General features: G+C 63.3%; 15 protein-coding genes and 1 pseudogene. 8 read left to right on the top strand and 8 right to left on the bottom strand.

Going from position 1 to position 14,323, the window contains the following annotated elements; all coding sequences use genetic code 11:
- Positions 1-105 precede the first annotated feature (105 nt).
- The 7 genes and pseudogenes from CIT25_RS06970 to CIT25_RS06945 all read left to right on the top strand — a co-directional run bounded on the left by CIT25_RS06970 (position 106) and on the right by CIT25_RS06945 (position 5,862).
- On the top strand, positions 106-906 hold the full coding sequence (locus tag CIT25_RS06970; protein WP_095483802.1) for an ABC transporter ATP-binding protein: 801 nt from the start codon (positions 106-108) through the stop codon (positions 904-906).
- The gene (locus CIT25_RS06965) at positions 903-1,670 is read left to right on the top strand and encodes an ABC transporter ATP-binding protein (RefSeq protein ID WP_095483801.1); all 768 of its coding nucleotides are present in this window, start codon (positions 903-905) and stop codon (positions 1,668-1,670) included. The genes CIT25_RS06970 and CIT25_RS06965 overlap by 4 nt, the downstream gene beginning before the upstream one ends.
- Positions 1,667-2,575: a branched-chain amino acid ABC transporter permease gene (locus tag CIT25_RS06960; protein WP_095483800.1), complete on the top strand. Its 909-nt coding sequence runs from the start codon at positions 1,667-1,669 to the stop codon at positions 2,573-2,575. Before CIT25_RS06965 ends, CIT25_RS06960 begins: the two co-directional genes overlap by 4 nt.
- Positions 2,572-3,545, top strand: a pseudogene (locus CIT25_RS06955) (branched-chain amino acid ABC transporter permease). Before CIT25_RS06960 ends, CIT25_RS06955 begins: the two are co-directional and overlap by 4 nt.
- Entirely contained in the window at positions 3,542-4,840 is a 1,299-nt protein-coding gene (locus CIT25_RS06950; protein ID WP_095483799.1) for an NAD(P)/FAD-dependent oxidoreductase, read from the top strand. The pseudogene CIT25_RS06955 and the gene CIT25_RS06950 overlap by 4 nt, the downstream one beginning before the upstream one ends.
- Positions 4,841-5,014: 174 nt before the next feature.
- Positions 5,015-5,143, top strand: a complete 129-nt coding sequence (locus CIT25_RS38070; RefSeq protein WP_280953348.1) for a hypothetical protein — start codon at positions 5,015-5,017, stop codon at positions 5,141-5,143.
- 59 nt (positions 5,144-5,202) lie between these two features.
- The gene (locus CIT25_RS06945) at positions 5,203-5,862 is read left to right on the top strand and encodes a GDSL-type esterase/lipase family protein (RefSeq protein ID WP_095483798.1); all 660 of its coding nucleotides are present in this window, start codon (positions 5,203-5,205) and stop codon (positions 5,860-5,862) included.
- Between the two features lie 154 nt (positions 5,863-6,016).
- Here CIT25_RS06945 and CIT25_RS06940 read toward each other — a convergent pair whose 3' ends face one another.
- The 6 genes from CIT25_RS06940 to CIT25_RS06910 form a co-directional block, all read right to left on the bottom strand.
- On the bottom strand, positions 6,017-6,853 hold the full coding sequence (locus tag CIT25_RS06940; protein ID WP_095484009.1) for a GNAT family N-acetyltransferase: 837 nt from the start codon (positions 6,851-6,853) through the stop codon (positions 6,017-6,019).
- Between the two features lie 5 nt (positions 6,854-6,858).
- Entirely contained in the window at positions 6,859-7,605 is a 747-nt protein-coding gene (locus tag CIT25_RS06935) for an aspartate/glutamate racemase family protein (protein ID WP_095484008.1), read from the bottom strand.
- Positions 7,606-7,613: 8 nt separating this feature from the next.
- A complete protein-coding gene (locus CIT25_RS06930; protein ID WP_095483797.1) occupies positions 7,614-8,432 on the bottom strand; it encodes an ABC transporter permease in 819 nt (272 codons plus the stop codon).
- 4 nt (positions 8,433-8,436) lie between these two features.
- Positions 8,437-9,351 carry an ABC transporter permease gene (locus tag CIT25_RS06925; RefSeq protein ID WP_095483796.1) on the bottom strand — a complete coding sequence of 305 codons (915 nt, stop codon included), beginning with the start codon at positions 9,349-9,351 and terminating at the stop codon, positions 8,437-8,439.
- 245 nt (positions 9,352-9,596) lie between these two features.
- Positions 9,597-10,886 carry an ABC transporter substrate-binding protein gene (locus CIT25_RS06915; protein ID WP_095483794.1) on the bottom strand — a complete coding sequence of 430 codons (1,290 nt, stop codon included), beginning with the start codon at positions 10,884-10,886 and terminating at the stop codon, positions 9,597-9,599.
- Between the two features lie 33 nt (positions 10,887-10,919).
- Positions 10,920-12,008, bottom strand: a complete 1,089-nt coding sequence (locus CIT25_RS06910; protein WP_095483793.1) for an ABC transporter ATP-binding protein — start codon at positions 12,006-12,008, stop codon at positions 10,920-10,922.
- Between the two features lie 261 nt (positions 12,009-12,269).
- On the opposite strand from CIT25_RS06910, the gene CIT25_RS06905 reads away from it, so the two are divergent.
- Positions 12,270-12,983, top strand: coding sequence for a GntR family transcriptional regulator (locus CIT25_RS06905; RefSeq protein ID WP_095483792.1), 714 nt, complete (start codon positions 12,270-12,272; stop codon positions 12,981-12,983).
- Positions 12,984-13,163: 180 nt separating this feature from the next.
- On the opposite strand, the gene CIT25_RS06900 is transcribed toward CIT25_RS06905, so the two are convergent.
- Positions 13,164-13,766, bottom strand: a complete 603-nt coding sequence (locus CIT25_RS06900) for a HupE/UreJ family protein (RefSeq protein WP_206072921.1) — start codon at positions 13,764-13,766, stop codon at positions 13,164-13,166.
- A gap of 37 nt (positions 13,767-13,803) precedes the next feature.
- Positions 13,804-14,322, bottom strand: coding sequence for a hypothetical protein (locus tag CIT25_RS06895; protein WP_095483790.1), 519 nt, complete (start codon positions 14,320-14,322; stop codon positions 13,804-13,806).
- Position 14,323: the final 1 nt, after the last annotated feature.

Below are 14,323 nucleotides of genomic sequence, written 5' to 3'. Positions count from 1 at the left end.
TTTTCGGCTTGCGGAAGAAATTAAAGCCGAATAGCGTGATCAAAGCAAGTGTGATCACAAATCAAACCAGAAGGCGGCGGTGATCGCTTTCGGCCAGAGGGTTCCATGAGTGACACAACCGCACAACAGCGGGCGGAGACCCGCACGCCGGTTCTGACGGCCAGGAACGTCGTCAGGCGCTTCGGCGGGCTCGTCGCGGTCAACAATGTCTCGTTTGACGTCCGGCCGGGTGAGATACTCGGCCTCATCGGCCCGAACGGCGCCGGCAAGACGACGATGTTCGACCTGCTGGCCGGCAGCATCCTGCCGACCAGCGGCGAAATCCTTCTCAACGGCGTGCTCGTATCAGGGGAAGCTGCCCATCGCCGCATCGGCCGCGGCCTTGGCCGCACCTTCCAGATCCCCCGGCCCTTGCCCAACCTGACGCTGATCGAAAACGTCATGCTGGCGGCGCAGGGGCAGGCCGGAGAGCGGCTGCTCGCCAATTTCCTGACACCTCGGCGGGTCGCCGCCGAAGAGCGGGCTGCCGAGACGAGAGCCATCGAATTGCTCGAGCTCGTCACGCTCGCCCGCCTGGCGCACGAACCGGCGCGCGTGCTTTCCGGCGGCCAGCGCAAGCTGCTCGAGCTCGCCCGCGTCATGATGGCCAACCCGGCGATCATCCTGCTCGATGAGCCGGCGGCCGGCGTCAACGCGACGCTGCTCGAAGTCATCATCGACCGCATTCGCGACATCAACAGAAGCGGCATCACCTTCCTGCTGATCGAGCACAATATCGACATGGTGACGCGGCTCTGCCACCGTGTGCTGGTCATGGCGAGCGGCCAGCTTCTGTGCGAAGGCAGCCCGGACGAGGTGGCACGCGACCCGCGCGTCATCGAGGCCTATCTCGGAGGCGCGGCATGAGCCAAAGGGTTCTCGATGTCCGCAATCTCGAAGCCGGCTATGAGCCAGGTGTGCCGATCGTGCGCGGCGCCTCGATCACCGTCGGCAAGGGCGAGATCGTCGTCGTTCTCGGCCCCAACGGCGCCGGCAAATCGACCTTGATCAAGGCGATCGCCGGCCTTGTCCCGATCACCGGCGGCACGGTGCTGCTGGACGGCAGCGACATCACCGCCGCACCCGCCCACACCATGGTCCGCCTCGGCCTCGCCTTCGTGCCGCAGACCGAAAACATCTTCCCGCTAATGTCGGTCGAGGACAATCTGAAGGTCGCCTGCGGCATCCTGAAGCCGCGCGAGATCCCTGCCCGCATCGGGGAAATGTATGCGGCCTTCCCCGATCTCGCCCGTCAGCGCAAGACCGTCGCCGGCAACCTTTCGGGCGGACAGCGGCAGATGCTGGCCGTCGCCCGGGCATTGATCGTCCATCCCAAGGTGCTGGTGCTCGACGAGCCGTCGGCCGGCCTGTCGCCGAAATTCGTGGCGATGGTGTTCGAGATGCTGGCCGGTATACGCATATCCGGCGTCACTATTCTGCTGGTCGAACAGAACGCCAAGGCAGCGCTTGCCATCGGCGACCGCGCCTATGTTCTGGTCGAAGGCAAGGACCGGCACGAGGGCGTCGCCTCCGAGCTCTGGAACGATCCGGTCGTCGCCGAGCTCTATCTCGGCCAGCGCCGCCTCGATCCTGAAAGAGACCGGCACTCCGGCAAAGGAAGCGCGGCATGAACCTGCAATTTGTCGTCGACGGACTGCTGGCAGGTTCGATGATCGGCCTCGGCGCCATCGGCGTGACGCTCACCTATTCGATCTTGCGCTTCTCGAACTTCGCGCACGGCGACTTCATGGCCTGGGGCGCCTATGCGACGCTCGCCGCCGTCGGCGCCATCGGCGCGATGTTCGGCAAGATCGCGCCGATCGCTCCGCTCTCCTTCGGCTGGCCGTTGATCGCCGCGGTGGTGATCGGCATGGCGATCACCGGCTTGCTGGCGTTGCTGCTCGACCTGATGCTTTTCGCGCGGCTGCGGGCCAAGGGCCAGGCGATCATCGTGGTGATGGCGAGCTTCGGCGCCTCGATGGCGCTGAGAAGCCTGCTCGAATTTATCTTCACCTCGCGTCCGACCTATTTCAGCCGGGCCATCCAGATCGCCATGCCGGTCGGCTTCGGCATTCGCATCACCCCCGACCAGATCGCGCTGCTGCTTCTGACCGCCGTTCTGGTGCTCGGCGTGCATCTCCTGATGACCCGCACCCAGACCGGCCGCTCGATGCAGGCACTGAGCCAGAACGCGGCATTGGCCCGCATTGTCGGCATCGACGTCGCCAAGGTCGTGCGCGTCACCTGGATCGTCGGCGGGGCGCTAGCCTGCGTCGCCGGCGTCATGATCGGCATTCTCATCCAGATCCGCCCATTCATGGGTTTCGACATGCTGCTGCCGATGTTCGCGGCCGCCATCCTCGGCGGCATCGGCAGCGTGCCTGGCGCCGTTCTCGGCGGCTTGATCATTGGTCTCGCCGAAGCCGGCGCAGTGCAGTTGATCGGCGCCGAATGGCGGGCGGCCGTCTCCTTCATCATCCTGATGACCGTGCTGTTCGTGCGGCCCATCGGCCTTTTCGGAGTGAGAGAACGCTGATGGATCTGCTCGGCTACGGCGCTTTCTTCCTGACCACCGCGCTGATCTTTTCGCTCGTCACGCTCGGGCTCAACCTGCAATGGGGGCTGACCGGGCTTTTCAATGTCGGGCTCGCCGGCTTTGTCGCCATCGGCGCCTACACCTCGGCGCTGCTGACCACGCCCGACGATGCCGCACGCCTCGGCGGCTTCGGCCTGCCGATCCTTGTCGGCTGGCTGGGCGCGATGGTCGTTGGCGGGGTCGCCGCCGCGATCACCGGCATCGCCACGCTGCGCCTGAGATCGGACTATCTGGCGATCACCACCTTCGGCGTTGCCGTCGTCGTGCAGCTGGTGGCGCTCAACGCCCAAAAACTGACCGGCGGCCCCTTCGGCATCGGCTTCATTCCGCGTCCCTTCGGCGGCCTCGCGGAGACGCCGTTGCTGTTCAACCTGTCGAACCTAGCCGTCGTCTCGGTGGTGACACTGATCGTCTATCTCGCGCTGGAGCATCTGTCGCGCAGCCCGTGGGGGCGCGTGTTGAAGGCGCTTCGCGAGGATGAGCGGGCCGCGATATCCCTGGGGAAAAGCGCGCGTTTCTACCGCGTCCAGGCCTTTGCCGTCGGCGGCGCCATCATGGCACTGGCCGGCGCGTTGCAGGCGCATTTCACAGGCTTCATCGCGCCGGACAATTATTTGCCGGCGCTGACTTTCCAGGTCTGGGTGATGCTGATCGTCGCTCGGGCAGCAACATCGGCGCCGTCATCGGCAGCATCCTGGTCTGGGCGATTTGGGCCGGATCGGGAGCCTTGACGAGCGTCTTGTTCTCGCCGGAACAACAGGCGCGCGCCGCCTCGCTGCAGATCGTCGCCATCGGCGTGATGCTGTGCGTCATCCTTCTGGTCAGGCCGAACGGCCTGTTTGGCGACAGGCCGCGGCGTCCAAGGTTCGGCAAGCGTGCACGCGTGGCCGCGAGCGAGAGCGGCTCATGAGCGCTGAGATCCGGCCGCACGGCATTTCCCTTTGGCATGCCGTCAGCCGCAATCGCCGTGATCGGCCCGCGCTCGAAGGCGCACTCGATGTCGATCTGGCAATTGTCGGCGGCGGGTTTTCAGGCCTTTCCACCGCGCTGCACAGCGCCGAGAAAGGCATCTCGGTCGCCGTCCTCGAAGCGGAAATCATCGCCTGGGGAGCAACCGGCAGGAATGCCGGCTTCGTCGTGCCGAATTTCGCGAAAAGAGACCCCGACGATATCATTGCCCAGCTCGGGCCAGAACGTGGCGAACGCCTCATCGATTTCGCGGCCGGCAGCGCCGACCTCGTCTTCGACCTGATCAGGCGGCACGGCATCGAGTGCGATGCCGTCCAGAGCGGATGGATACAGCCAGCCCATTCGCAGGCTGCTCTCGAAAAAACCAGATCGCGCGCCGAACAATGGGCGAGGCGCGGAAGACCGACTGTTGCGCTGGACAGGCGGGCGGTCGAAGAGCTGACCGGCGTTCGCGGTTATGTCGGTGGCTGGATGGACCGTTCGGGCGGCGTCCTCAATCCGGTCGAATATGCGCGCGGATTGGCCGACGCTGCGGAAAAAGCCGGCGCGCGCATCTTCGAGCATACGCTCGTTACATCGATCGATCGCATTGGGGATGGCTGGGTCTTGAAGACGGCGTCGGGCTCGGTACGCGCCGGAAAGGTGCTGATTGCCTCCAACGCTTATGGCGGGTCGCTGAACCGCACGCTTGAGCGAACCTATTTCCCGCTAAAAATCTTCCAGATCGCGACGGCGCCGCTGCCCCGCAAAATACGCACCCGCCTGCTTCCCGGCGGGCAAGGCGTCGGCGACACAAGGCGCAATCTTTTCACCTTCCGCTTCGACAGGGAAAACAGACTGATCACCGGCGGCATGCATATTTTCGGTCTGGGCGCCGAAGCGCGGGTGCCGCAAGCGATCTGGCGGCGGCTGGCAAAGCACCTCGACCTCCCGGGGATCCCGCCGCTTGAATATAGCTGGTCGGGGATGGCTGCCGTCGAGCCTGACTTCCTGCCGCACCTCGTCGATCTCGGACCCGGCCTGATTGCCGGCTTTGCCTGCAACGGACGCGGCATCGCCATGACCACGAGCATGGGCAAGGCGCTTGCCGATTGGGCTGATGGCGTGAAGCCACAGGACTTGCCGCTGCCGTTTGCGCCGCCGTCGCCGATCCCGTTCCACGGCCTGATGCGGCATGCGCCAAACATGCTGCTTCCCCTAAGCATGCTGCGCGACCGGCTGGATGCGGCAGGTTAACGCATGTCGCCCAAAAGTGCGCAGCGGTTTTGGGACAACGACATGCATTATGCAACGCGCAAGATAGCTCTGCCGCACTCGGCCCTTTCTCCTAGACCCGCCATACTTCGGCAGCGAGGGCGACTACGGCAAGGAGCTATTCGTGCAAAGGAAGGCGTCTGGAGTAGGTTCGTCGTGTCGGAGGAGACCGGAAAACTGGCCTTCGACAAAACCATTCTTGCTAATCTAGAGCAACGCTTGAAGGAGATCGATGAGCAGTTGCCGAACGCCTCGCCAAGAATGAGAGCAAAAACTTGGCAATGACGGGTTGGCCATGGCGCCCGATTCCTTAAAATATCTGATCCGTGTGTGCGAGCCGCGAGATGCCTAAGTGCTTCATCCATCCATCGGCAGCGCTGATCTTTGGCGCAATACTGTCGATTCTGTTGGTGACGGCCCTTGCTATGCGGTTCGAAAACGCTGCGTGGCAAGCCAAAGTCGACGAATTCCGTCAATTCAAAGGACATGCCGACATCGTGATGTTTGGCGATTCTCTCACTGCGAGTGGCCATTGGCAGGAGATGTTTCCCAAACTGTCGATTATCAATCGCGGCATATCTGGCGAACGCGTCGGTAGCGCGCTCCTGAGGCTCGACCAGATTACGGCAGCGCAGCCCCGGCTGGTTTTCATCATGCTCGGGATCAACGATATTCGCAGGTCAACCAGCCCCGACGACGTGGCTGCATCCTACGGCAAGATCATCGATCGGTTGGCGGATGTGGAGAGCATCGTCGTCCAGTCGACGTTGCTCACGAACAGCGAGGTCCACAACGCCGCGATAAAGCGATTGAACAGTGCGCTCATCGCCCTGTGCTCAAAGGCTGCAAACTGCCGATTCGTGGATCTTAACGTGCCTCTCTCCCGAGATGGCAGCCTACGACCGGACCTCACGACTGACGGGATCCACCTCAACGGCGCCGGCTATCGGGTTTGGGAGAACCAGCTCCGGCCGATGATGGCTGCGGTTTCAGCGGAACGATAAACAATAGTCACGGATCTCCCCAACAGGAGTGTTTGACCTGTGACGTTGGGCTTTAAGGCACCGTTAACGGCCGTAGAAAGCGCGCGAGTTAGTGCCAAGTGAAGTTGCGCGGAGGTGCCAACCGACTTTGCGCGTTACAAATAGACGCTCCGCCTCAACCAAGCTCCAAGGTCGTCATCGCAAAGACCCCGGGCTGCGTGAGCTGCGGCGCTTTTCCCTTGTACATTCGAGCGGTTTCGAAGCCCGGTTGAAGACCGGCGGCCGTCAGCCGGGCTGCAAAGTCCCCGCTGGTCTCGGGAACGTCGAGATGGATATTTCCGGGTCCGGAAGCATTGGCGAGTGCGGCGAAGAGACGGCTTGCCGCGCCCAGGCTGTCGGCAAAGAGCGGGCCGATCTTGTGACCGTCCCGGCATCGGCGCGCGACGCCGTATCCCTCGATTGCGCCGTCCCTGACGATCGCAAGCGCGATGTGCGGCGGGCGCAGCCAGTGTTCCAGGAACGACCGTCTCGGAGCGGGAAAGAACCGGCTGTCGTAGCCCAAGAGATCCGCTATGAGGTCAGGGCCTATGGCACGGATGTCACTGTCGGTGCCTGCCGAAACATTCGGCGCTCCGACGAACCGGATCGTCCGGTAGACCGGCGCAAAGCCCATGCTGCGGTAGTTGGCCTGCTGTTCAACGACACCATCGAGGCCGATCGTGCGGCTGCCGAGCCGCGCCGTGCCGGCATCCCAGACCGCCTTGCCATGGCCCTCTCCGCGCCTGTCCGGCCGACAGATGTACAGGCCGATGAAGCCAAAATCGTCGCCATAGGCCACGGCCGAAATACCGGCCACCATCTCGCCATCGACAAAGGCGCCAATGAAGCCGTCGGGATCCGCCGCGTGGAACGCTGCGGCATCGCCGAGGCCGGGATTCCAGCCCTCCGCTGCCGCCCAGTCGACAAGCGTTTCCACTTCTTCAAGTGCGAGCGTTCTGATCGTTCGGGACATTGCGATCACTCGGCGGCAACTATACCGGGGGCGAAGGATTTCAAGGCGCCACGATAAGGCTTTGCCAGTGGGTTTGCATAGGCACCACGCTTGGATGTCGACAGGCCAAGCGCGATCAACGCCTCGGCCTGTTTCACGGCGGCGCCGACACCGTCGATGACCGGAACGCCGAACTCCCGCTGCAGCGCAGCCGCAAGATCGGCCATGCCGGCACAGCCGAGCACGATGGCCTCGGCGCGATCCTCCTCGAGTGCGCGCGCGATCTCGCCGCGCAGCTTCAGGATCGCGTCCGATGCCGGGTCTTCGAGGGCAAGAACCGGAATGTCGGCGGCGCGCACGCGTGCCCGCCCCGCCATGCCATAGCGCTGCACCAGCCCTTCGACCGGCACGCGCGAGCGCTCGGTCGTGGTGACGACGGTGAAGCGCTGGGCGATGAACGAGGCCGTGCTGAGCGCTGCCTCGCAGATACCGATGACCGGGATGTTGGCCATGGCGCGCGCGGCATCGAGGCCGGTGTCGTCGAAACAGGCGACGATCGCAGCCTGCGCGCCCGAGCGCTCGCCAGCGGCGATCTCGACCAGCAGGCCCGGCACGGCAAGCGCCTCGTCATAATAGCCTTCGATCGAAACCGGACCCATCGACGAGGTGACGGCGACGATTTCCGTGCCGGCGCCGGCCACGAGCCGCGCCGCCGCTGCAATGGTTTCGGTCATGCTGGCGGTGGTGTTCGGATTGACAACGAGGATCTGCACTGCGGTTCTCAAATACGTGCCCGGCGACGGCCGACATAGACGATTGCGCCGAGCGTCAGCAGGATCACCAGGAAAGAAAACACTGATGTCACCGTGCCCAGCGCATAGAGCACCGGCGTCGTCACATTTGTCGTCATGCCATAGATCTCGAGCGGCAGCGTGTTGAACGTGCCCGAGGTCATCAGCGTGCGGGCGAACTCGTCATAGGACAGCGTGAAGCCGAACAGGCCGACACCGATCAGGCTGGGCGAGATCATCGGCAGGACGACATGCGCGAAGGTCTGCCAGGACGATGCTCCGAGGTCGCGCGCGGCTTCCTCATAGGCCGGCGAGAACCGGTTGAAGACGGCGAACATGATGAGCACGCCGAAGGGCAAGGTCCAGGTCAGATGCGCCCCGAAGGCGGACGTGTACCAGGCGGGGCGAAAGCCGATCTGCTGGAAGACGACGCCAATGCCGAGCGAAATGATGATCGACGGCACGACGAGGCTGGCGACGGCCAGATAGAACAATGCGGTGGCGCCACGAAACTTTTGGCGGAAGGCAAGACCGGCAAGCAGCGACACGATAACGGTCACGATCATCACCATAAGGCCAAGGATGAAGGAGCGTTTGAAACTGCCGCCGAAATCGCCGACCGCCTGGCGCTCGAACAGATTGGCGAACCAGTGCAGCGAAACGCCGTTCAGCGGAAAGGTCAGCCCGCCATTCTCGCCCTGAAACGAAAGAATGAGAATCGCCGAAAGCGGGCCGTAGAGAAACAGCACGAAAATAGCGAAGAAGGCTGCCAGCACGTAGAATTCGAGGGAGCGCTTGTCCTGGCTCATCGCTTCACAGCTCCTTGCGGATGTCGACGATGCGCAGGATGCCGGCGACCATCAGCAACACCAGCACCAGGAGCACGACCGCGTTGGCGGCAGCCGCCGGATATTGCAGCAGCGACATCTGGTTCTTCATCATCAGCGCGACGGAGGCGCTCTGCCCGCCGGACATCACCTGCACGGTCGAAAAGTCGGCCATCACCAGCGTGACGACGAAGATGGTGCCGATCGCCATGCCGGGCTTGGCAAGCGGGATGATGACGTTCCACAACACCTGCCAGCCGGACGCGCCGGCGTCACGCGCGGCCTCGATCAGCGACTTGTCGATGCGCATCAGCGTGTTGAAAATCGGTGTCACCATGAACAGGGTGTAGAGATGCACCATGGCGAGCACCACGGCGAATTCGGAATAAAGCAGCCATTCGATCGGCTTCGGGATCAGCCCCATCTGCACCAGCGTCGAGTTGACCAGGCCATTGCGGCCAAGAACCGGAATCCAGGAGATCATGCGGATGATGTTGGAAGTCAGGAACGGCACCGTGCAGACAAGGAACAGCACCATCTGCATAGCAGTGGTCCTGATATGGAAGGCGAGGAAATAGGCGACCCAGAAGCCGATCAACAGCGTCAGCGCCCAGACGATGGCGGCGTATTTCAGCGTATTCAGATAGGTTTTCCAGGTGACCCAGGAGCCGAGCGTGTCGGCGTAGTTGGTGGTCAGGAAATCCGGGTACATCGCCGCGAAATCATAGTCCCAGAAGGAGACCACGGCGATCATCAGGATCGGCAGCAGAAGGAACGTGCCGAGGATCAGCGCCAGCGGCGTCGCCTGGAGGTAGGGGGCGAGGGTGCCGATCGAGAGCCGGCGGCGTCTGGCGGGGTTTGCGGCGGTGGTGGCTACAGGCTGGTTGAGGACCACGGTCATCTGGAACAGCCCGGGCGTGTCGCGGAGGGCCGACAATCTGGCAAGCTGTGATCCTTCGCGCCCCCCTCTGTCCTGCCGGACATCTCCCCCACTTGGGGGGAGATTGGCAGCTTCGCTGTTGGCGCCTCTTCTTGCGAAGTTGGAGATTGGCGAAAGCAGCGGCGACGGCCGATCTCCCCCCAAGTGGGGGAGATGTCCGGCAGGACAGAGGGGGGCGCGAAGGAATGCAACATCTCAGCCTTGCATCAAGCCGCGATGAATTCGTTCCAGCGCTTCACCATGTAGCGGTCCTCGTCCATGACCGAGTTCCAGCAGGCGACCTTGCCCATGCGCTCGACGAAGGAGCCGCCGTCGCGCACGGCGCCCGCCTTTTCCATGACCTTGCCGTCCGGCGCCATGATATCGCCCTTGGCGGCCTTGCCGTCGACCCAGTAGCCCCATTCGTCCTCGGACATGAACTGCTTGGCCGTGTCCATGGCGGCCGAGTAGTAGCCTTGGCGGTTGAGATAGGCGCCGACCCAGCCGGACAGGTACCAGTTGATATACTCGTAGGCGGCGTCGAGTTGGGCGCCCTCGAGATGCGCTGCCAGGCCAAGGCCGCCGCCCCAGGAGCGGTAGCCTTCCTTGAGCGGCTGGTATTTGCAGGCGATGCCCTTGGAGCGGACCGCAGCGACCGCAGGCGACCACATCGACTGGATGACCACTTCGCCTGAAGCCATAAGGTTGACGCTCTCGTCGAACGATTTCCAGAACGCGCGGAACTGGCCGTCCTGCTTGGCCTTGATCAGGAAGTCGATCGTCTGATCGATCTCCTCCTTGGTCATGTTGCCCTTGTCGGCATATTTGATGTTGCCCATGGCTTCCATGATCATCGCCGCATCCATGATGCCGATCGACGGGATGTTGAGGATGGCGGCCTTGCCCTTGAAGGCCGGATCCATGATGTCGGCCCAGGTGGTGATGTCGCGACCGACAAGGTCGGGGCGGATGCCGAGCGTGTCGGCATTGTAGATGGTCGGAACCATCGTCATCCACTGGGTCGGTTCCTTGGCGAAGGTCTTGGCGTCCTGTGCCTCGACGAAGCCGACGGTGTGCGGCGCGGTGCCTTGCGCGATGGCGCTGTCGGGCGTCAGCTTGCCGGTGATGAAAAGCGGCACGATCTTGTCGTAATATTTCAGCTTCTTGACATCCATCGGCTGCATCACGCCGGAGGGATACACCTTCTTGGCGATCCAGTATTCGATGTCGGCGATGTCGTAGCTGTCCGGCTGGGTCACCGCGCGCTGGGCGGCGGCGTCGGAATCGGTCGCCGTCATCTCCAGCGTGATGCCGAGGTCGGCCTTGCACTTGTCGGCGATGGCGTTGAGGTTGGACACGCCGGTGCCAAACTGGCGCAGCGTGATCGGGTTCTGCGCCCAGATCGTCGGGAAGCCGGTGATGACGCCGGAGCCGGCTGCAAAACCGACGGCGGCGGCACCTGTCTTGAGCAGCGAGCGGCGGGAAATTCCTGTCTTCTTGTCGGTGGTGTTGGTCATGTCAGTTCCCCTTTTTTGATTGGTTGTTCTGGTTCAGGAATCGAGACGGCCAAGGACGATCGCGTCCTCGGGGTCCCAGGCGATCGGCACCGCGTCGCCGACGGCGACCGGCTTGGCGAAAAAGCTGGTGTCGTCGACGATCACCGTGAAATCCTCGATGCCGGCGCCATTGACCGAGAGCTTCACGGTCGAGCCGCGGTATTCGACGTTGGAGACGATGCCGGTGAAACCCAGCCCCACGGCCGGCGGGTCGCCGATCCGCACATGGTCGGTTCGAATGGCGATATCGATCGGCTCGCCGATCGCCTTGCCCTGGCCGCTGGCCGCAAGCGAGGCGCCACCCGGAACATCGAAGACAATCATGCCGTCCCGGCTGCCGCTGACGCGGCCGGAGACGACGTTGTGATCGCCCATGAAACGGGCGACGAAGGCGGTGGCCGGCCGCTCAAAGACGATGCGCGGATGCGCCGCCTGCTCGATGCGGCCGTCGTTCATCACCACGATCAGATCGGCGAGCGCCATCGCCTCTTCCTGGCTATGGGTGACGTGAACGAAGGTGATGCCGAGCGACGTTTGCAGCTTCTTCAGTTCGGCCCGCATCCTGATCTTCAGGAACGGATCGAGTGCCGAGAGCGGTTCGTCGAGCAGCAGCGCCTCGGGGTCGGTGATCAGCGCCCGGGCCAGAGCGACGCGCTGCTGCTGTCCGCCCGAAAGCTGCGCCGGGCGGCGGCCGGCATAGGCTTCCATCTGCATCAGCTTCAGCATGACGAGCGCCTTGGCGCGGCGCTCCTCCTTGCCGACACCCTTCATCTTGAGGCTGAACGCAACATTGTCGATCAGGTCGAGATGCGGAAACAGCGCGTAGGACTGGAACATCATGGCGGTGCCGCGCCTAGCCGGCGGCAGGTCGGTGACCACAATATTGCCGAGCCGCACGTCGCCGCTCGATATGCTCTCGTGCCCGGCAATCATGCGTAACGTCGAGGTCTTGCCGCAGCCGGACGGGCCGAGCAGGCAGCAATAGGTTCCCGCGGGAATTTTCAGGCTGATGTCTTCGACGGCAGTCGTTGCGCCATAGATTTTCGAAACGGACACGATGTCGATTTCGGCGGCTTTGGACATCCGGCTTCCTCTCTAAATCAACTTAAGCAAAGCATCATGCATGCCAATTGCTCCACATCGGCCTCAAGCGATTGAAAGCTTAGGAAAATCAGGATTGCATCCGGCTGGCTGCCGAAACGGCACGCTTGTGCAATGCACAAATTATAGGCGATAGCGGGCGATTCCCGCAAAAATCGTATGCAATCTTTTTTGGGATCGTATTCACTTTGGCCCTCGTGCACGCGACCCGATTCAGGGTAGAAAGGTGCAGGGACTACCATCATGAATATAGCCGACCAGACTTTCCCTGCTGTCGACAATGCCAACGAGGACCGCGCCCAAGCGATCCGCGACCAGTTGCGCGACGCGATCGTCGATCGCCGGCTGGCGCCCGGAACCAAGCTGTCCGAAGGCGAGGTCGGCACTTTGTTCGACGTCAGCCGCACCGTGGCCCGCGCGGCGCTGCAAATGCTCTCCTTCGAAGGTTTGGTGCGGACCGAGCGCAACCGCGGCGCCTTCGTCGCCAATCCGTCGCCGGAGGAAGCGCGCCAGGTTTTTGCTTCGCGCCGGCTGATCGAGCCCGGCATCGCGATCGCCGCGGCCGGGCGCATGACGCCGGCGCATGTCGTTGCGTTCAAGGCCCAGCTCGATGAAGAGGGCCGCTTCATCGCCGAACGCGGACCAAGCGCAAGACGGTCGGAGATCAAGGCTTCTGGCGATTTTCACCTGCTGCTGGCGTCGGTCGCGGGAAACGTCATCCTTCAGCGTTTCATGGAGGAGCTGGTCGCGCGTTCATCGCTGGTGATCGCGCTTTATGGCCGCTCGGGCGTCTCGAGCTGTGGCCATAGCGAGCACATGAATATCCTCGAGGCGCTCGAAAATGGCAATTCCGAACGCGCCAGCGCACTGATGCTGCACCACATCGACCATATCGAGGCCGACCTCGATCTGCGCGTCAGGAGCGGTCCGGCACTCAGACAGGCGCTCGAATTCTGACGGTCATTCCGGAGGGACGCGAAAGACACGCCCCTCAAAGCCGTTCGGCACGGGTTTTCAGGATCTGGTGCAGCATGTCCCGAATGCGCCGCAGCCTCATCAACCATCTCTGGCTCATCTGCTTTCCAGTTCTGTTTGCCCACCGCGCGCCGGTTGCTTCACTCGGAAGAGGTCCCTTACTCAGAAGGCTTGGACCGCCATGGCCATTCCAACCAGCGAGGTGGCGACACCCGCGGTGCGGACCGTCGTCGGCCAACGGGCGAGCGTGAGGACGGACAAGACCCCGATCGCATGCAGCATCGATGTGCCGAGCACGAAGCCCGCAGCGTAGGCGATGCCGCCGGCGCTCTCGGGAATTTCGAGGCCGTGGGCATTGCCGTGGAAGAGGCCGAACAAGGCCGTCAGTGCAGCCGCGGCAGCAAGCGGCAGAGGTCTGGCAAGGCCGATCATGGCGCCGAAGACGACAAGCGACAGCGCGATGCCGGTTTCAAGGGAAGGCAGGCCGATGCCGGCCATGCCGAGCAAGGCTCCGGCGACCATCGCCGAGACAAAGAACAGCGGCACAAGGGCAATGCTGCGCCCGCCGGCGCGGGCGCCAATCATGCCGACCGCGACCATGGCGAGCAGATGATCCATGCCGAGGAGCGGGTGTTCGAGGCCGGCGAAAAGGCCGTGGACGTGAAGGCCGCCGCTATGGGCAAACGCCAGCGACGGTGTGAGGGCGGCCATAGCTGAAAGTGTGCCAAGTCTTGCTAGTGTTTTCATGCCTGCGAATGTTTTCATGGTTGTACCTGTTCGATGAGAGTGACGGGTTCTGGTTTCAGTGCCCGGGAACGGTGAATTGCGAAGCGGCGGAACGGTCCGCGAGAGCGCGCGCCGCGGCGAAGCCGAGAGGCTTTTGCTCACTGCCATCGTGATAGATGAAAGCGAGGCGGCGGCGGTGCGATGTCAGGCGCGCCGGCAACGGGTGATAGGCGACGCCGGTGCCGCCGACGAGCGGCATGACCGCGCCGACATCGACCAGATCCTCGGTCTCGACGCGCAGCAGATGAAGCCGCACGCCGTCCGCCCTCTCACCGACAAACGGTATGCCGGCCAGACGTAGAAAGCTGGACGGGTCCGGCGCCCGCGCAAAGCCTTCGAGGAAAGCGGATTCGACAAGATCGAGGTCGACCGTCGCTGGATCGGCCGGCGGCTCGTGAGCCTGGTCCGGCAGGTGCGGCGTCTGCCATTGCAGCGGCTTGCCCGCGGGCCCGTTGTGGCCGAGCGCGTGCGGATGGTCGTGGTGATGGTGGCCGTCGCCATGGTCGTGACTGTGGTGGTGGTGATCGTCGTGCATG

Source organism: Mesorhizobium mediterraneum, assembly GCF_002284565.1.
GTDB classification, from domain to species: domain Bacteria; phylum Pseudomonadota; class Alphaproteobacteria; order Rhizobiales; family Rhizobiaceae; genus Mesorhizobium; species Mesorhizobium mediterraneum.
Note: the sequence above shows the minus strand (reverse complement) of the source record. Positions and strands in the feature narration are given on the sequence as shown.